23 protein-coding genes are annotated in these 18,414 nt (G+C 31.4%); 15 read left to right on the top strand and 8 right to left on the bottom strand.

All coding sequences use genetic code 11. The features are described 5' to 3' along the window. The first annotated feature begins 69 nt into the window (after window positions 1-69). The 6 genes from ABD730_RS11930 to ABD730_RS11905 all read left to right on the top strand — a co-directional run bounded on the left by ABD730_RS11930 (window position 70) and on the right by ABD730_RS11905 (window position 4,804). Window positions 70-519 (top strand): ferritin-like domain-containing protein, encoded by a 450-nt coding sequence (locus ABD730_RS11930; protein ID WP_334470810.1) that lies wholly within the window; start codon window positions 70-72, stop codon window positions 517-519. 205 nt (window positions 520-724) lie between these two features. Next, complete coding sequence (locus ABD730_RS11925) at window positions 725-886, top strand: DUF1328 family protein (RefSeq protein WP_215924438.1); 162 nt, start codon at window positions 725-727, stop codon at window positions 884-886. Between the two features lie 296 nt (window positions 887-1,182). Next, entirely contained in the window at window positions 1,183-2,979 is a 1,797-nt protein-coding gene (locus tag ABD730_RS11920) for a tetratricopeptide repeat-containing sensor histidine kinase (RefSeq protein WP_344714838.1), read from the top strand. 3 nt (window positions 2,980-2,982) lie between these two features. Further along, window positions 2,983-3,630, top strand: a complete 648-nt coding sequence (locus ABD730_RS11915) for a response regulator (RefSeq protein WP_334470814.1) — start codon at window positions 2,983-2,985, stop codon at window positions 3,628-3,630. A 109-nt stretch (window positions 3,631-3,739) separates the two neighbouring features. Continuing rightward, on the top strand, window positions 3,740-4,162 hold the full coding sequence (locus ABD730_RS11910; RefSeq protein ID WP_334470816.1) for a hypothetical protein: 423 nt from the start codon (window positions 3,740-3,742) through the stop codon (window positions 4,160-4,162). 30 nt (window positions 4,163-4,192) lie between these two features. Further along, entirely contained in the window at window positions 4,193-4,804 is a 612-nt protein-coding gene (locus ABD730_RS11905; protein WP_334470818.1) for a hypothetical protein, read from the top strand. Between the two features lie 94 nt (window positions 4,805-4,898). Here the strand turns inward: ABD730_RS11905 and ABD730_RS11900 are convergent, their stop codons facing one another. After that, window positions 4,899-5,378, bottom strand: a complete 480-nt coding sequence (locus tag ABD730_RS11900; RefSeq protein ID WP_334470820.1) for a hypothetical protein — start codon at window positions 5,376-5,378, stop codon at window positions 4,899-4,901. A 161-nt stretch (window positions 5,379-5,539) separates the two neighbouring features. Between ABD730_RS11900 and trxB the strand changes: the two genes are divergently transcribed. The 5 genes from trxB (at window position 5,540) to ABD730_RS11875 (ending at window position 9,690) form a co-directional block, all read left to right on the top strand. Continuing rightward, entirely contained in the window at window positions 5,540-6,523 is a 984-nt protein-coding gene (gene trxB / locus ABD730_RS11895; RefSeq protein WP_215924450.1) for a thioredoxin-disulfide reductase, read from the top strand. Window positions 6,524-6,538: 15 nt separating this feature from the next. Further along, window positions 6,539-6,943, top strand: a complete 405-nt coding sequence (locus tag ABD730_RS11890; protein WP_344714835.1) for a lipocalin-like domain-containing protein — start codon at window positions 6,539-6,541, stop codon at window positions 6,941-6,943. A gap of 181 nt (window positions 6,944-7,124) precedes the next feature. Next, window positions 7,125-7,715 (top strand): YceI family protein, encoded by a 591-nt coding sequence (locus ABD730_RS11885; protein WP_334470825.1) that lies wholly within the window; start codon window positions 7,125-7,127, stop codon window positions 7,713-7,715. Window positions 7,716-7,753: 38 nt separating this feature from the next. Then, a complete protein-coding gene (locus tag ABD730_RS11880) occupies window positions 7,754-9,031 on the top strand; it encodes a hypothetical protein (RefSeq protein WP_334470827.1) in 1,278 nt (425 codons plus the stop codon). A 62-nt stretch (window positions 9,032-9,093) separates the two neighbouring features. After that, entirely contained in the window at window positions 9,094-9,690 is a 597-nt protein-coding gene (locus tag ABD730_RS11875) for a YceI family protein (protein ID WP_344714832.1), read from the top strand. 9 nt (window positions 9,691-9,699) lie between these two features. Here the strand turns inward: ABD730_RS11875 and ABD730_RS11870 are convergent, their stop codons facing one another. From ABD730_RS11870 to ABD730_RS11850, 5 genes are all read right to left on the bottom strand, one after another. After that, complete coding sequence (locus tag ABD730_RS11870; protein WP_344714830.1) at window positions 9,700-10,536, bottom strand: GIN domain-containing protein; 837 nt, start codon at window positions 10,534-10,536, stop codon at window positions 9,700-9,702. A 246-nt stretch (window positions 10,537-10,782) separates the two neighbouring features. Beyond that, a complete protein-coding gene (locus tag ABD730_RS11865; protein WP_334470833.1) occupies window positions 10,783-11,511 on the bottom strand; it encodes a head GIN domain-containing protein in 729 nt (242 codons plus the stop codon). 98 nt (window positions 11,512-11,609) lie between these two features. After that, entirely contained in the window at window positions 11,610-13,397 is a 1,788-nt protein-coding gene (locus ABD730_RS11860) for a PspC domain-containing protein (RefSeq protein ID WP_334470835.1), read from the bottom strand. Further along, window positions 13,394-13,735, bottom strand: coding sequence for a PadR family transcriptional regulator (locus ABD730_RS11855; RefSeq protein ID WP_215924464.1), 342 nt, complete (start codon window positions 13,733-13,735; stop codon window positions 13,394-13,396). The genes ABD730_RS11860 and ABD730_RS11855 overlap by 4 nt, the downstream gene beginning before the upstream one ends. A 116-nt stretch (window positions 13,736-13,851) precedes the next feature. After that, window positions 13,852-14,298: a DUF4870 domain-containing protein gene (locus ABD730_RS11850; protein ID WP_215924466.1), complete on the bottom strand. Its 447-nt coding sequence runs from the start codon at window positions 14,296-14,298 to the stop codon at window positions 13,852-13,854. Between the two features lie 146 nt (window positions 14,299-14,444). On the opposite strand from ABD730_RS11850, the gene ABD730_RS11845 reads away from it, so the two are divergent. The 3 genes from ABD730_RS11845 to ABD730_RS11835 all read left to right on the top strand — a co-directional run bounded on the left by ABD730_RS11845 (window position 14,445) and on the right by ABD730_RS11835 (window position 16,273). After that, window positions 14,445-14,900 (top strand): DUF4442 domain-containing protein, encoded by a 456-nt coding sequence (locus ABD730_RS11845; RefSeq protein WP_215924468.1) that lies wholly within the window; start codon window positions 14,445-14,447, stop codon window positions 14,898-14,900. A gap of 126 nt (window positions 14,901-15,026) precedes the next feature. Continuing rightward, on the top strand, window positions 15,027-15,851 hold the full coding sequence (locus ABD730_RS11840; protein WP_344714825.1) for a TIGR00266 family protein: 825 nt from the start codon (window positions 15,027-15,029) through the stop codon (window positions 15,849-15,851). 224 nt (window positions 15,852-16,075) lie between these two features. Then, entirely contained in the window at window positions 16,076-16,273 is a 198-nt protein-coding gene (locus tag ABD730_RS11835; protein WP_334470840.1) for a hypothetical protein, read from the top strand. Between the two features lie 50 nt (window positions 16,274-16,323). On the opposite strand, the gene ABD730_RS11830 is transcribed toward ABD730_RS11835, so the two are convergent. After that, complete coding sequence (locus tag ABD730_RS11830) at window positions 16,324-17,262, bottom strand: LysR substrate-binding domain-containing protein (protein ID WP_215924476.1); 939 nt, start codon at window positions 17,260-17,262, stop codon at window positions 16,324-16,326. Between the two features lie 104 nt (window positions 17,263-17,366). Here ABD730_RS11830 and ABD730_RS11825 point away from each other — a divergent pair, with 104 nt between their 5' ends. Beyond that, window positions 17,367-17,846: a Dps family protein gene (locus ABD730_RS11825; RefSeq protein ID WP_215924477.1), complete on the top strand. Its 480-nt coding sequence runs from the start codon at window positions 17,367-17,369 to the stop codon at window positions 17,844-17,846. 79 nt (window positions 17,847-17,925) lie between these two features. Here ABD730_RS11825 and ABD730_RS11820 read toward each other — a convergent pair whose 3' ends face one another. After that, window positions 17,926-18,342: a DUF2141 domain-containing protein gene (locus ABD730_RS11820; protein ID WP_344714821.1), complete on the bottom strand. Its 417-nt coding sequence runs from the start codon at window positions 18,340-18,342 to the stop codon at window positions 17,926-17,928. Window positions 18,343-18,414 lie beyond the last annotated feature (72 nt).

Genomic DNA, 18,414 nt, shown 5'->3' with positions numbered 1-18,414 from the left:
AAGTAAAGATGTTAAGTGATACACATCTCTAAAATAAAGTATCATAAATTTTAAAAAAAAAATAGAATTATGAGTACTTACACAGAAGAAGTCGGAGAAAAATTAAACAATTTATTAGAAAAAACATACGATGCTGAAAAAGGTTTTACTAAAGCGGCAGAAAATATAGAACACGCTTCATTAAAATCATACTTTAGAAACAAAGCGCAAGAGCGTCTTAATTTTGGACGTGAATTAAAGCAGGAAATTAGAAGCTTTAATCAAGATGTAGACAAAGGGGGAAGTTTAACAGGAAAAGCGCACAGAGCGTGGATGGATGTTAAAAGTTTGTTTTCAGCCGATGATGAACAATCGATGTTAAACGAAGCCATTAGGGGAGAAAAAGCTGCTATTGAAGAATATGAAGATGTAATAAATGAGACAAGCCTCCCAATGAGTACAAAATCAATATTACAATCGCAGAAATCCACCATTACTAATGGGTTGGCAAAAATAAATGTATTAGAAGACTTACATTAATAGCGGAACATAGTTAGATTAGGTTTGGTTAGGTTGGGAAAGGTGTCATATGTAAATATGGCACTTTTCCTTTTTATAAATATTAGTTATATGAGTTAGTAATCGTATGAAATGTGTTAAATGTTTGTAGGTTAGTTGTTTATCTTTATATCATAAGGAATTAGACGAGCTAGTTTCGAATATTAATACTAAAAACCAAAAAATTATGTTACGTTGGACAATCACATTCGTTATAATAGCAATCATAGCAGCCATCCTTGGATTCGGAGGAATAGCAGGAGCAGCGGCAGGAATAGCAAAAATTATCTTCTTTATCTTTATAGTGCTTTTTGTACTATCTCTATTAAAAGGATTAATAAAGAAGTAATATAGATTATATAGCATTTATAAATAGCCTTGAGAAACATAAATCTCAAGGCTTTTTTTATTTTCACGGAAAACCGTGATAATTAGCATTTTCGATGTATGTAGTATTGTAATATTAATGAAAACACAATAGTAATGCCGTCTAAGTTTAGATAATAGAATAGCAATATATTACATTTGTCAATAGATTTTATAGCAATAATGCAAATTAGAAAAATAGTTTTTCTTGTATTCGGGGTGATGTGCTTTCTAGGTTTTACTCAAGAAAAGCAGCACAATTTTAGGGCGTTTGGTCACATGCCTAATGTTGTTAGCAATGATATTTTTATAAAATTAAATGCAGCAGAAACACAGCAAGTCCGATTTCAATATTTAGATACTATTGCACAGATTTACCTTAAATCAGGTCATGCAGATTCTTTAATGCATTATGGTAAATTGATGAAAAGTGAAGCGTTTTATAAAGATTCAACGTTTCAGGATCTTAAAGAGATTAAGCTTAGAGCTTTATATTTTGAAGGGGTTGCTGCTCAAAAAATGGGATTGTTAGATGAAGCTACAAGCTCGTATATTCAAGGTATTGAAACATCAACTCCCAAAGATTATATTCATAATTATTTAAAATTACAATTAGCAGAAACGTATTTGTTTAAAGGTGAATTTAACAAAGCTCAAGAGCTTTTAGAAGAATTACCACAAGCCTATACAAATGATGATTTCTATTTGAAAAATGTGGTGATAAAAAGCTTTTTTTTAATTCTACATAAAGATTATGATTTAGCAAAAACGATGATAGATAAAGCATTGTCTAAAGCGTTTATAGAAGATTACCAAAAGTTAAAACTAGAATTACAACTCAATTTGTCAGAAATAGAGTTGAGGCAAGGTCATTACGAAACTCTAATTGATAGTTCAGAAGCCATAAAAACTGAAGCTTTAAATAATGGGTTTTACGATTTGTACATTGAAGCAATTTTAGATATTGGCTATGGCTATGCGATGTTAAACAACTACGACATTTCACAAATGGCGTTAAGTACAGCCTATATAAATACCATTCAGTGGAACCGTTTAGAATTGCAACAAAAAGTTATAGATGCATTAGCAAGACTTTATAATGCCAAAGAAGATTATAAAAACGCCTATAGTTTAATGACCCAATACCAAAGTGTTAGTAGGGAAATAGCACGTAAGCAAAATCAACGTTTGGTAAAAGATTTAGAACTTAAATACGAAACCTTAAAAAAGGAAAAAGAGATTGATAAATTACAAAAAGATCAAATATTAAAAGAGGCAGAAATTGAAAGACAAACAACAATAAAGTATGCTTTTTTAATAGGTTTTTTAATCATTCTTATACCCGTTGTTTTATTGCTTGTGGTTTATTATCAAAAGCTACAAACGCAGAGTTTATTAAACAAGCAGCAAGAGGCTATAAATCAACAAGAAGTTAAGACTTTATTACAATCGCAGGAATTAGAATTGGCAAAAAATGCCATCGCAGTTCAATCTAAAGAACGCGACAGAATCGCTAGAGAATTACACGATAGTATAGGTGGTAATTTAGCAGGTATTAAATTAAAGATGAATAGTTTTGGTGACCATCAACCAGAATTTAGGCAGATTTTAAATCAGTTAGATATGACCTATAATCAAGTGAGAGAGATTTCTCATAGTTTAATTCCAAAAGAATTCGAAGGGGCTGCTTTTACGGATTTGCTTAATAATTATGTAAACACCCTAAGTAACACTTCAGTAGATTTGCGCCTAGACGTTTTTCCTAAAGAGGCTATCAATGAAATTAATGTGTCTATTCAAGTTGCCTTATTTAATATTATAAAAGAATTAATTACTAATGCTTTAAAACATGCTAAGGCCGAAGAAGTTAGTATACAGCTCACATCACTTCCCGAAGAAAAGAGTATAGAACTTATTTATGAAGACGATGGTATAGGATTCAATTTAAACGCTAATAATAAAGGCATAGGGCTACGTAATATTGAAACCAGAGTTGCCGATTTTAACGGGACAATTTCTATTAATACAGCTGAGAATAGAGGAACTGTAATAAGTATTAGCTTACCACAAACATAACTTATGAAAACACCATTTTCTATAATAATTGCAGACGATCATGCTATGTTTTTAGATGGCTTGACGAGTATTTTAGCAGAAGAAAAATCCATCAACATTATTCTTACAGCAAAAACAGGGACACAGGTTTTAAAGTATATAAGAATTAATACAGATCAAAAAGTAGATTTAGTTATTACAGATATAAATATGCCAGAAATGGATGGTGTAGAGCTCAATGCTGTAATAAAAGAAGAGTTTCCACACATCAAAACCCTTGTGGTTAGCATGCTTGAAGATGCTAAAAAAATAAAAACACTTACCGAAGCTAATGCAAATGGATATATTTCTAAAAATGCAGAAAAGACAGAGTTATTAAAAGCTATTACATCTATTTTAGGAGGTCAAAATTACTTTTCACCTCACATTAAGCAGATACTAATGGAAGCTATGTTTTCTGCTAAATCTGAACCTGAAATTTCATTAAGTAAACGAGAAACAGAAGTCTTAAAACTCATCGCACAAGAGTTTACAACTCAAGAAATTGCAGACCAGTTGTTTTTAAGTAAGCATACTATTGAAAGTTATCGTAAAAACCTTATCTCTAAGCTAGGAGTACGCAATTTGGCAGGTCTTACGCGTTATGCCGTAGAAAAAGGAATGCTTAAATAATATCTTTATCCCTGAAAACAGGGTAAGCACTTTTACTAGTTACCGTCTGTTTTGCACTGGCTTGTTTATTGAAATTTGCATCATAATTAATCACTAAAAATTAAACATTATGATTTACGGAATTTCATTAATTCTTTTGAGCATTATTGCAGTGCCATCACTTATTTTATCAAAAAAACCTAACGCACAAGAACTGTTAGACAAAGTCGCACCTTACCAAGGTTGGATAGGTATTGTCTTTTGCTTTTTTGGAGTTTGGGGAATTATTTCTGCCTTTCTTAATATGGGCTGGTTATCAGTAGCACCAATTTGGTGGATAACCTTATTAGCAGGAAGCTTTGTAGAAGCTGCACTTGGGTTTATGCTTGGCTTTGGTATGATAAACAAATTATTGCTAAGTAAAAACGAAGCGGCAAAGGAAAAAGCGGCCAAATTAAGAGAAACATTAGCACCCAAACTAGGTAAATTAGGTATTCTAGGCCTTGTAGTTGGCGGTTGGATGATTGCTGCTTCTTTTATGTTTACAGTATAACCACTATAATTCAAACCACTATATTTTATTATGAAACCTATTATTTTAATACTCATGCTATGTGCTTCAGTATATGCAAAAGCACAACAAATAACACCAGAAAGATCAATTACAGTTCATGGTACAGTAGAAAAACCATTAGATGATGTAATGTACAAAACAGAAGTCACCTTGTCATTAGAAAAAGGCTATTATGGAGATGGTCCATATAAAACTTTAGACGAGTTGTTGGCTAAGTATTACGAAGAGGTTAAAAGTCTAAATATTGATACTTCAAAGTTTATAAGGGATGATTTGGCTTTTGCGGCAATGGGTTATAGAACAGAGGGAACTGTTCTTAGATATGAAACCAAGAGCAAAAAAGATATTTTAAAACTTACTAATATAAAAATGTCTCAGGCCATGCCTTCTTATGTTCAGGTTAAATCTAAAATATTTGATGCAGAGATTAAGTTATTAACTCAAAAAGCTCTGGAAAATGCACGCAAAAATGCAGAATTACTTGCGGAAGTTTCAGGAGAGGAAATAGATAAAATATTTTCTATAAGTAGTTACGATTTAGGGGAGGAGTCGTATTGGAGAGCTGCAAATTCTGGCACGGAATATCTTAGATTAACCGTTGTGTATACATTAAAAGACTAATATTTAGTTTTTATTTAGGGGTAAAGTCTGCGTTACATTATTTTAAAAGATGTGCGCAGGCTTTATATATTTTAAAATTTTTACCGTTTGAGTTTTATTCTATACGTTTATAATTTTCAGAATAAATACGATTACCATCTTCATCTAACTCAATTTGTTGAAAACGATTGTTCTGTAATTGTAATTCAAATTTAAACGCTTTTTTTTCAGCAATCACCTCATTCATTACCGCAGATCCAAAATCTAAAACTTCAGTAAGAGTATCGTCTTTATACTTATAAGTGCCATACCCAAACCATTCAGAAGAATCTGCAGGTTTATGTTTACACCACATGACTTTTGTGTCTGTATACATTTTTAATTGTCTAGAGCTTGAAGATGTATTAAAAGAATCTACAGCCACATTATCTTTATAATTATAAAATCCAACTAATTCCCATGTGCCTTTGAGATTTTTGCTATTTGTATCAATAGTTTCCTCAACTTCAACAGCTGTTGTAGTCTTTTCGGGTTGGTCATTACAAGAAGATATAAACACCAATGCAAGGCTTAAAACTAAAATTTTACGAGACATAATTTCTTGGGTTTTACTATTAAACACCTTTAAATTACGAAATTATGAGTAAAAGAAGCCATGATTTAAAATATTTATGATACTATAATTACTGTTAATAACTTCTATGTAAGGATTTATACAAAAAACCTACTTTTGTTTTACGTAATAAAATACATAATATGTCTGATACAATTGAAAAAGTAAAGTGTTTAATTATAGGTTCTGGCCCAGCAGGTTACACAGCTGCAATTTATGCGTCAAGAGCTAATATGTTTCCTGTTTTATACCAAGGAGAGCAGCCTGGTGGTCAATTAACAACTACCAATGAAGTTGAGAATTTTCCTGGATACCCAGAAGGAATTACGGGACCAGAAATGATGATTGAGCTACAAAAGCAAGCAGAACGCTTTGGTACTGATGTGCGCCATGGTTGGATAACTAAAGTAGACTTTTCAGGAGATGTTCATAAAGTTTGGGTAAATGAAGAGAAAGAAATTCATGCAGATACTATTATTATTTCTACAGGAGCATCTGCAAAATATTTAGGTTTACCTTCTGAACAAAAATATTTAAAATTAGGAGGCGGTGTTTCTGCTTGTGCTGTTTGTGATGGTTTCTTTTATAGAAATCAAGAGGTAGTAATTGTAGGAGCTGGAGATTCTGCTTGTGAAGAAGCTCACTACTTATCTAAACTTTGTAAAAAAGTAACCATGTTGGTAAGACGTGATGAATTTAGAGCCTCTAAAATCATGGCACAACGTGTAAAGAATACTGAAAATATTGAAATACTTTTCAACACTGAAACAGATGAGGTTTTAGGTGATGGACAAGTGGTTACAGGAGTTAGAGTCTATAACAACAAAACCAATGAAAAACACGATATTGAAGCTACAGGATTCTTTGTAGCAATTGGTCATAAACCCAATACAGATATTTTTAAAGACTTTTTAGATTTAGATGAAACAGGTTATATTATCAACGCAAAACCAGGAACAAGTAAAACCAATGTAGAGGGAGTTTTTGTAAGTGGAGATGCTGCAGACCATGTGTACAGACAGGCAATTACTGCTGCTGGAACAGGCTGTATGGCTGCTTTAGATGCTGAACGTTATTTGGCAGCTAAAGATTCTGATTTTGAGGTGGCTACTTCTAGTTACAATTAAATAAAAGTAAGCTTAATGAAGAAATACTTATTAGGTGCGTTTGTATTTTTAATTTTGGTATCGTGCTCAAGTGATGACAGTACTGATAATGCAAATAATTCATTACTAATAGGAACATGGACAGGTGTCTCTAGTGTTTTTAATGGGAATAATATAGGTGTTCCTGATAGTAATACAGTGAAATTTACATCTAATAATCGCGTTGAATTTATATATGGAGGCTTCGGAATTAATGGAGAAAATATATCTGAATTTGGAAGCTGGACTAAAAATGAAACCACACTTACAATAACTTGGGATGACTCAGAAGCTGGTTTAGAAGCTTATGTTTTAGAAGTTAATGAGCTAACAGAATCTATTTTAAAGTGGACAACTAATATAAGTGGAGAAGGAACGCTAGTTGAAACATACCAACGTTAGAAAAAGCTATTATTACAATCTTAATAACTAAAAGCCGAAGCAAATAAACTTCGGCTTTTTTATGCAAAATTTTAAAATACCTTAAGCGTTAATTTTTTGTAAGAAATAATTGATGTATGACTTTTGTCATAAATTAAAATGCTTTTTATGTAAATCTTTGCACAAACATAAAAACGCAACTATGAAACATTCAATTAAATTTCCGGTATTTTTTCTAACAGTATTTTTAAGCAGTCTTTTTTCTTTTCAGGTTGCTTTATCTCAAAATTATATCTTAAATAATAACGCTTCAGTTCTAGAAGTTCATGGTACATCTTCTTTACACGATTGGACCTTAGAAACAGAAAAGCAATCAGGTAAAATTGTTATTGCGCATTCAGGAGATTTAGAAATTAAAACTTTAAGTTTTTCTGTAGAAGCAGAGAGTCTTAAAAGTGGGAAATCTTCAATGGACAAAAACACTTATAAGGCCTTAAAAACAGAGGATTATAAAACTATGACTTTTGACCTTGTATCGGTTAAAAAAATAGAGAAGTTATCCGATAAATCGTTTAAAGTTTCTACAACAGGTAAAATGACTATTGCTGGTGTTACAAAAAATATGTCTATAGATATGATTCTAAAACTAGAGGGAAATAAGGTTTTACTCAATGGCGAAAAATCATTTAAAATGACAGATTTTGGAATTGATCCACCTAAAGCATTATTAGGAACTATTAAAACAGGAGATGCAATTAAAATCGAATTCAAATCTGTATTCGAAACCAAATAATATAATTCAAAATCAATTAAAAATTAAACCAATAAATTATGAAATTAGCACTAAAACTCGTAAGCTTTATCATTGTATTGACAATGGGGTATTCTTTATCTGCACAGACAAAAAATAAAAGAGACTTCGATAATTATAGGCAACCAGATCAACGAGGTGTCAATGTTTTTGAGGCAAAAAAGGATACAATCACTTCTTTTGAAGACTTGTATGTTAGAATTGGAGGTTCATTTGCTCTTCAATACCAAGCGCTAGATAACGAAAATTCAGGTACATTACCTTTAGCAGAAGTAGGTAGCAACTTTAACTTAGCAACAGCTAATTTAGATTTAGATGTAGCACTGTATGATGGTGTAAGCATGCATTTAAGAACGTATTTGTCTTCTAGACACCACCATGAGCCTTATGTAAAAGGTGGCTATTTTAAAATAGACAAATTAGATTTTATTAGAGAAGGTTTTATGGAAGACCTAATGAAGCATACAACGATTAAAATTGGACATATGGAAAACAACTATGGTGATGCGCATTTTAGAAGAAGTGATAATGCACAAGCACTATACAACCCATTTGTTGGAAACTTAATAATGGATTCATTTACAACAGAAGTTGGAGCAGAAGTATATTACACAACAGATATGGGACTTTTTGGTATGATAGGATTTACTAATGGTAAATTAAACCAAAGTACAACTGTATCTGATGGAACAACAGGTGGTGCTGCTTTTTTAGCAAAGTTAGGTTATGATAAACAAATCAATGATGATTTCAGATTCAGATTAACAGGATCTTTATATAATACAGGATATGCACCAAATGTATATTTGTATTCTGCAGATAGAGCAGGTTCTAGATATTATAATATTATGCAAGATGCTACTGCAACTAGTGATAATTTTAGATCTGGACGTTTTGATCCTGGATTCAAAAATCAAATTACTGCAATTATGATTAATCCATTTGTGAAATATGGTGGATTAGAAGTATTTGGTACGATTGAAATAACATCAGGTAAAGCATTAGCAGAAACAGACAGAAGAGATGCTAACCAATATGCAGGTGAAGTTATTTACAGATTTGGAGAAACTGAAAATGTGTTTTTAGGCGCACGTTACAATACTGTAAGTGCAGAATTAGCTGGAGGTGATGATGTAAGTATTGATAGATTTCAATTAGGAGCAGGTTGGTTCTTAACTAAGAATGTTCTAATGAAAGCAGAGTACGTAAGCCAAAGTTATAATGATTACCCAGCAGGAGACCTTCTTGAAGATGGTAAATTTGATGGAGTTATACTTGAAGCTGTAATTAGTTTCTAAGTACTAATAAATAAAAAGGCCTTTGTCATTACGATAGAGGCCTTGTTTTTTAATCTTTAGTTATGCTTAAGACATTATCATATATAATTTTATTTTTTTTAGGATCTGCGAGCTTTATTCCTAAAATGGACGTGTCTAAATTTAAGGAATCTACTATAAACCTTTCTTCTGAAAGTTATCTAAAAATTAAAGGAAAAACGAATGTCAGTACTTTTGAATGTCAGTTTGATATGACTGCCATTTCAGAAGCTATTAATATTACATACAAAGATGAAGATAGTATCGTTAAGTTTAACGATACCAAATTAATACTTCCTAATTTAGAGTTTAACTGTGGAGGTAAGGCTATAAATAAAGATTTTAATAAATTACTTAATACTGAAGAGTTTCCAGAAATAACACTCAAGTTAAAAAAGCTTTCTAAATCTAAAACAAAAGCAAACTCTATTACAGCAACTATAGAAATTAACATTAGCAATATCGTAAACACTTATACGATTCCTATTTCTGTAATTAATAATAACGATTTACATGTAAGTGGAGTAATGCCTTTAGATATCAATGATTTTAGTTTAACTGCACCAACAAAAATGTTAGGTATGGTAAAAGTTTCACCTAAAATAGAGATTCAGTTTTCTCTTAAAATACTAGAGCCTTAGTAGTCTTATTTAGCGTTTTTTCTTCTGCAATTTAGCTGTGTCTTCAAATTTCGTAATTGTTATTGCAGGACTTCCAAATAAATAAATTTCACTATTCCCAGAAGCCGCAATAGAAATCTGATCAATTGCAGCAATCGTTAAATCACTACTGCCTTCAATACTTGTATCTGCAGTTTTAACGTCGAATTTTGGACCGTTAAAGTTGGTTGAGTTATCTAATCTAATAACAGAACTATTTGCAGTACCTTCAATAACAGCATCAGAACGTTGGTATAAATCAAAGTCTGCAACTTTACTATTAATTAAGGCATCTAACTTACTGTTGTCACTTAATTCAATTTTTGTAGTATCTGCAGTAAGATTTAACCGTGTTTTCGATTTTCCTGAAGCTTTATAAGTGATAGTTTTAGCGTTAATATTTAAATACGCTCTAGAATTATCTGCAGTTGTTAAAGTAACATCGCCAAGCTCCATAGAGGTTAATGACCTAATTTCTCCGTCACCTCTAGTTTCAATAGTATGAAGGCCATCACTATAGTTTACAGTAATATTTAGTTTCTTTTTAGATGAAATACGAATGGTTTCAACAAAAGTAAGGACACCATCTACAACATTAAACTGAATAACTTCATGTAAGTTATCATCTGCTTCTACATTTACAGAAGGTTTACTATTATAGACAACTTCTATTGAAAAATCACCATCAACTACAATCGAATGGAAATCATCAATATATGTTTGTTTAATAGTGACATTTCTATCTCCTTTAATTTTTTCTGCCGATTGAGCTGATGCAATAGGTGTAGCAACAATCATTAAAAGCAGAATGAGTAATATTTTTTTCATATTCTAAAGTTTACTGTCTTTTAAGAGACACAAAACGTATCAAATTGGTCACTTTTTAAGGTTTTCTACCGCTTAGATCTATTTTAATTGTCAATATTAATGATTTCTATTTAATATAGGTCAAATAAAAGTTATTAAACTAAGATATACAAAAATCATCCCAAACTCTAATTAGAATTTAGGATGATTTATAATTGATTGGTTGTTAGTGTTTTGTGGGTTAAATAAATATCTAAACTTAAATGATTATTGTTGTTTTACACTACCAGCAGATGTGTCAGTTTTTTCTACTTTTTCAGGATTTCCATAATATTTAATATCTCCACCACTTGTAGCCTTAGCGGTTAACGCTTTTGTGGTGTTTACAAAAATATCAGCACCACTTGTGGCTTTTACATCAGATGTTTCAGCCAAAAGGTTAGAGGCATCAATATCGCTTCCACTTGTTGCAGATGCAGTGAGTGCTTTTGTGGTACCGCTAATTTTTATATCGCTTCCGCTTGTAGAGTTACAATATAATGTTAGCGTTTTTACGTCTAATGTAATATCTGATCCGCTTGTTGTGTTTAATTCCAGTTTGTCAACTTCAATGGTGTTTGTAGAATAAACATCGCTACCGCTTGTGGCTTTTATTACAGAAATGTCTTTAAGGTTGAGTCTAATTTTTTTTGAAGATGCACTTCTTATATTTTGAGTAGAATAAATTCGTAATATATTATTTTCTACATCTGTCATAATTAGATCGTGAAGATTTGCATCTGCCTCAACGCTTAAATTAACATTATTAGATTGAGTAATGTAGAGGTCTAAACCTTGGCTAATTTTAATTTCGTTAAAGTCATTAGAAATAGTCCTCTCTTCTGTGATAACTTCTCTATTACCATCTATTCCTTGTCCAAAATTCATGGAAAAGTTACAGGATAGCATTAATAAACTAATAATACTAGTTACGATAATTCTTGTTAATGTAGTCATGATTTCTGTTGGTTTTTTGATTGATGAAATTTTTATAAATTTAAGTTGATTAGGCTTAATGGTATATTAAAATGTGATGACTTGTAGAATTTTTGGTTTCAATTGTCATTAATTTCAATATTAACACCATTCTCTTCGTTAATTGAGATGGTAACTTCTGATTTTTCTTTATTAGTAATGGTTTCAATAATTTCGCTTGTTTCTTCAATGAATTCTTCATTCTCAATTTCATCATCGCAATCTAAACACTCAACATCATCTTCTTTTACTTTTAGGAAATGGTTTTCCATTCCTCGCTTCAGAATTTCGTTTGAAGATTTATAATAGCGACGAAAATTTTGTGTATTGCTGTTGGCAATAAAGATGCTACCTTCAGGTAGGTACAATATCACTTCAATATGTTGATCGCTAAATTTATTTGAAGCATGCGTAATTAAATATGAATCTAATTTTAGTTCGTTATTTACTATAGAATAATTGTATTTAATTTCATTAGCTCGTTTTCTTGCTAATTCATAACTACTACCTCTTGCCAAAGCAATAATTTTTATGCTAGCTAAAGAGTCTGTGGTAGATTTTACAGTAAGCCTTATATCTGTTGTTGATATAATATTGTTACCATCATCTGTACTACTAATTCTATAGCCATTATTGTCGCTATACAAATGTTTGTTATATTCATCGTGACCAACCATTTTAATTTTCAGTGTATCGCCTGAAGCAATATTTAAAGTGTCGTCAACTTTAGTGAAATTCGCATCATATGCTTGTTCTGTGGCTTGTTTAATTCCTGTAATAATGAGTCCAATAATTGAGACAATCCAAAGACCTAATAATGCAAATTTTGCAATATTCCCTATAGACTTTAGGTTGTTTACCAAAATCTTTAAACCTAAATAGAATATAAAGAAAAATGGAATTCCTACAGCAAAAAATAGTAGTAACGACATTAGCCAAATAGGAATATTAGCCGCATTAGAGGCATTAATAAAATCCATGCCAGGGAAATGAATAACATCAGTGATTCCTACAGTAAATAAAGCGATTATCATGGCTATTAAAGCACTTATACCTACAATAATTAAGATAATACCAATGAATTTTGCAATCACTCTTAAGAAGAACATGATAATTGAACCAATGCCATCAAAAAAGTTTTGAGAGCTCGATTTTAGTTTACTGCCTTGCTTTTGAAAATTAACACCTTTTACGGTTTCCGATATATTATCAGATACATGATCAAAGCCTTCTTTTAGTTTGTCTCCATGTTTTTTTAAATCTACATTTTTTACCGTTTCAGAAACGGTATCAATACCATCTTTAATTTTTTTTTCGATATTACTGATATTTACCGGATCACCAGTCATGGTTAGTTTTTCGGCTGTAGTTTTTGCTTCAGGTATTAATGCCCAAAGTAAAATATAAAGCAGAAAACCTGTACCTGCACCAAATATTAAAAGAAACCAAACAATTCTAATCCACAAGGCATCAATACCAAAATAATGACCTAAACCAGCAGAAACACCACCAACATAAGAGTTGTCTGTGTCTCTAAATAATCGTCTCGATGTTGTTGATTTTTGTTTGTAGTGTTGTTTAGGTTCATCTTCAAAGATTTCGTCATCTACGAGGTAATCTTCTGGTTGCCCCATAATGGCAATAACCTCGTCAACGAGTTTAACACCAACCACTTGTTTTTCGTTTTGTATACGTTCAGAGAATAATTCTGCAATACGAGCTTCTATATCTGCTATAATTTCTGAACGACCTTGAGAGTCTGTAAATGAACGTTTTATAGCCTCAAGATAGCGTTGCAATTTAAGGTATGCATCCTCATCTATATGGAAGAATATACCTGCTAAATTTATATTGACTGTTTTATTCATTTCTTTGTTGTTTTTGTATTGGTTACTAGGTTAACGGCATTTTGTAAGTCGCTCCAGGTTGAGTTTAATTCATTAAGAAACAGCTTTCCTGTTTCGGTAAGTCCATAATATTTTCTTGGTGGTCCAGATGTCGATTCTTCCCAACGGTAATTGAGTAATCCAGCGTTTTTTAATCTTGTTAATAGTGGATATATGGTTCCTTCTACAACAAGCATTTTTGCGTCTTTTAGTGTGCCTAGAATTTCTGCAACATAAGCATCTTCATCTTTTAAAATGGATAATATGCAATATTCTAAAACACCTTTACGCATTTGTGCTTTTGTGTTTTCTATCTTCATATGATATAATTCTTAAATTCTATTAAACTGTTCATTTTTTGATTGATTTGTGATACTGAAGTACGTTCAGTACCGATTGATGAATATTTTGGTTGCTGAAATTAATTCAACATTAATTATTTTAAAAAATTGATGGTAAAAGGATATTTAAACGTCTGTCCATCTCTAGCCGATAAGCTCGCTTTAACAATAAGAGCTAATTCTATTATAAAAGCGATTACTGCCAATGCACCCAATCCACCTCCTATATATAATAAAGGGGAAGGCTCGCCTACATTAATATGAAAATCATGAAAACCATGAAAATCTATAACATCTAAGCCTCTAAATAACTTAAAGATGAAAAAAGGAACACTTAAAGTGCCTATAATAATAGCATAGAGTAAAACACTAATCTGAAAATTAATGGCTTGCTTACCATGCGTATCTATAAATTCTGATTTATCCTTGTTAGCTGCCCATAATACTATTGGACCAATAAAATTCCCAAACGGAATTACAAACCTAGAAAAGGTAGACAAGTGTATAAATGTCGCTAAATTTTTATGATGATTGTTTAACATGTTTAAAAGTATATAATAGTTGCTTATACAAATATATGTCTTTAAAAAGGTATTATGTTACGCATAGTACTAAAAATTAACATTTTATTAACATTAGTTATGTTGAGTTTTTTCGATTATTTTAGTGAAAAATATTATCAATCTATATGAAAATCACTCCTTCTAAACTCAATAAATATCTAATGTTTAAGCTGCCTGCAGCATATTTTACAGGTGTGAGAACTCAAGAATTAAATAATAACTCTTGTGTTGTTACGGTAAAACATCGTTGGGTAAATCAAAATCCATTTAAATCTATGTTTTGGGCTGTGCAAGGTATGGCGGCAGAGTTAACTACTGGTGCTTTAGTTATGCAAAAGATAAGAGAAAGCGGAAAAAAAATATCTATGTTGGTTGCAAGTAATAACGCATCATTTACTAAAAAAGCTACAGGAAGAATTACATTTAAGTGTGTTGAAGGTGAAAAGATTAATGACGCAATATCAAAAGCAATAGAAACAGGTGAAGGGCAAACAGTTTGGTTAAATGCTAATGGAGTAAATGCAGATGGAGTAGAAGTCTCTTCTTTTAATTTTGAATGGACACTAAAAGTAAAGTCATAGATTTTGCTTTTAAAGTTTACCGTAAATAGGCATAATAAATTTAGTAATTGAAATTTTTATAAACTGTAACAATTTACATATTCTATCAACATATAAGTGAATCAATCTTAAAACAATACATTAATTATGGAAAAATTACCAGATTTTAGCGATAGAAACGCACACGAAATAGATTACCGAATTTATGGTGAAGAAATGCAATATGTAGAAATAGAGTTAGATCCGCAAGAAGCCGTAATTGCAGAATCAGGAAGCTTTATGATGATGGACGATGGTATAAAAATGGATACCATTTTTGGAGATGGTTCAGAAAAAGATACAGGCCTTTTAGGTAAAATACTTGGAGCTGGAAAACGTATTCTTACAGGCGAAAGCTTATTTATGACAGCTTTTTATAACGATCTTGTAGGTAAACGAAACGTGTCTTTTGCTTCTCCTTATCCTGGAAAAATAATTCCGATTGACTTAATGGAATATGACGGTAAATTTATTTGCCAAAAAGATGCTTTTTTATGCGCAGCAAAAGGGGTTAGTGTAGGTATTGAGTTTTCTAAAAAATTAGGACGTGGACTTTTTGGAGGTGAAGGTTTTATTATGCAAAAGTTAGAAGGAGATGGTATGGCATTTGTTCATGCAGGTGGCACCACAGCCGTAAAAACTTTGGCCGCAGGCGAAACGTTACGTGTAGATACAGGGTGTATTATTGGTTTTACACAAGGTGTAGATTACGATATTGAGTTTGTTGGAGGTATAAAAAATTCCATTTTTGGTGGAGAAGGCTTATTTTTTGCAAGGCTTCAAGGACCAGGAAAAGTATATATTCAATCTTTACCATTTAGTAGATTGGCAGGACGTGTTTTAGCTTCTGTACCAAGAGGTGGAAAGTCTAAAGGAGAAGGTAGTATTTTAGGAGGCTTAGGCGATTTGTTAGATGGTGATAATAGATTTTAAAAATAAATAACTGGCTGTTTTGTAGTTTGTTACGGGTTTGGTGGTTTGTTTTTGCATTCATAAATATTTTAAAGGAGTTATTTCCAAACTTTTAACATAAGAAGCTGTTAAACTTTCTGTGAAAATGAGTTTCATTGTTAATTTTTATTATCTTTAAGACATAATTGAAACAATAGCCTATAGAGAACATCTACTTTTGTTAAACCTAAAACTAAAAATAAACTATGGCGAGAGCGATGTACGAGTACACTAAAATTGTACTTAGCAAAGTGAGTTTTGATGCGACATTATTCTGCAAGGAAGTACAAAAAGCAGTTAGGCGATTACTGCCTCACGAACTTGAAGAACTTAGAATATATATTCAGTCCCTAATCAATCAAAACCCGGAATTAAATCAATGTTTAATTTATTTAAAAGCATAAAAAAAGCGTCCCAATAACCTTGGGACGCTTTTTTTAGTTTTAATCTTTTATTACTTAGCCTTTGGGCTAATAATTTCTACATTCTGAAATGCAATTGCACCTCTAATGATACCAGAAATAACATCGTGTAATGCGTTGATGATTTGCATTTTTAATTCACTTTTATGATAAATAATACTCACTTCTCTAGCAGGAGAGGGCTCTTTAAAGTGTCTTAAATTAGGGTTTAATTTTTCTCTCACATCTAAAGTGTGTAAATACGGCAATAATGTCATGCCCAAACCTTCATTAGATAATTTTATGAGCGTTTCTATACTGCCACTTTCCAATTGAAAATTTTCATCAATTTGATCTTTAAATGTTTTACAGAGATTAATAACGCCATCTCTAAAGCAGTGACCATCTTCTAAAAGCAGCATGTCATCAATACTTAAATCAGAAACTTCAATGGTTTTTTTGTCTTTTAATCGGTGGTTTTCTGGGATGTAAGCCACAAAAGGTTCATAATATAAAACACGCTCTTTTATATTGTCACTCTCTAAAGGTGTGGCTGCAATAGCGGCATCTAAATGGCCATCACTAAGACGCGTTAAAATTTCTTCAGTGGTTAATTCTTCAATTTTTAATTTAACTTTTGGGAATTTCTTTATAAAATTCTTTAAAAACATTGGTAACAATGTTGGCATAACGGTAGGAATAATACCTAACCTAAACTCACCACCTATAAATCCTTTTTGTTGATCTACAATATCTTGAATTCTATCGGCTTCATTTACAATGTTTCTGGCTTGAAAAACAATTTTTCTTCCAACATCTGTTAATTCAATTGGTTTCTTACCTCTGTCAAAAATAGTAATGTCTAATTCGTCTTCTAATTTCTGAATCTGAGTACTTAAGGTAGGTTGTGTTACAAAGCATTTTTCTGCTGCTTTGGTAAAATTCTTATGTTCTGCTATGGCTAAAGCATATTTTAGTTGTGTAATGGTCATAACTATTAATTTAGACTATAAAAGTATATAAAGTATTCATAAAAACTATACGAAATAAGGCTTATTTAAATCGTAACTTTGAATAAACAAAAAAACAACACATTATGACACTTAATAGCATCGGTTTAGATACCGAAAAAACAAAAGTATTAGCTGATGAATTAAACCAGTTATTAGCAAATTTTCAATTGTACTACCAAAATTTAAGAGGTATTCATTGGAACATAAAAGGACGTGGCTTTTTTAATCTTCATGTGAAATTTGAAGAATTATATACAGATGCGAACCTTAAAGTAGATGAAATAGCAGAGCGTATTTTAACACTAGGCGCTACGCCATTACATACCTTTGAAGACTACACTAAAGCGGCAAAAGTACCGGTTGGAAAAAATATTTCTAAAGATGAAAAAGCAGTTCAACTAATTGTAGATTCATTGTCAGAATTATTGAAAATAGAAAGAGGAATTTTAGAAACAGCTGGAGAAGCTAATGATGAAGGAACTAATTCAATGATGAGTGATTTCATTACTGAACAAGAAAAAACGGTTTGGATGATGAAAGCGTGGTTGGGTGAAACAGTTTAAAGGTCATACAAGCTTTTAGTTACAAAAAAAACTTCAGAGAAATCTGAAGTTTTTTTGTTTGAGTATATTGAGTGTTTTATTAGAAACGAATATTTAAATCTAAGTTTTTATCTGCAACTGTAAATTTTGCATCATTATAATTTGGTGGTCCAAAAGCCATAGAGTTATTAGACATACCATAAGATTCTAATGGCATTCCATTTTCTCTAAAGTCCATTTTACTATTCTCATTTTCATCATGAAAAGCAATAATAGCATAGTCGCCTGGCTTAACATTTTCAAAAGTGACTGTAATTTTTCCATCTTTTATTTTAGATTGGGTACTCATGAGTCCTTTTCCTTTCATAAATGTGTCTGCTGTATGTAAAGATAATTTAACGGTGCCTTTATCACTTGTTACGTTATCTATAGTTACAGTGATGCTTGTTTTAGAGTCCTGAGAAAAGCTGAATAAAGTTGTTAATGCTAAAGCGAAAGTTAAAAGTAAATTTTTCATGATTTAAGTTTTTAATGGTTAGTGTAAGATCCTGTTCTTTTTTGTTGATGATTCAAATATCTAACAAACACT

The organism is Winogradskyella damuponensis, assembly GCF_039538385.1.
Taxonomy (GTDB): Bacteria; Bacteroidota; Bacteroidia; order Flavobacteriales; family Flavobacteriaceae; genus Winogradskyella; species Winogradskyella damuponensis.
This window is presented reverse-complemented; position numbering and strand designations above follow the sequence as displayed.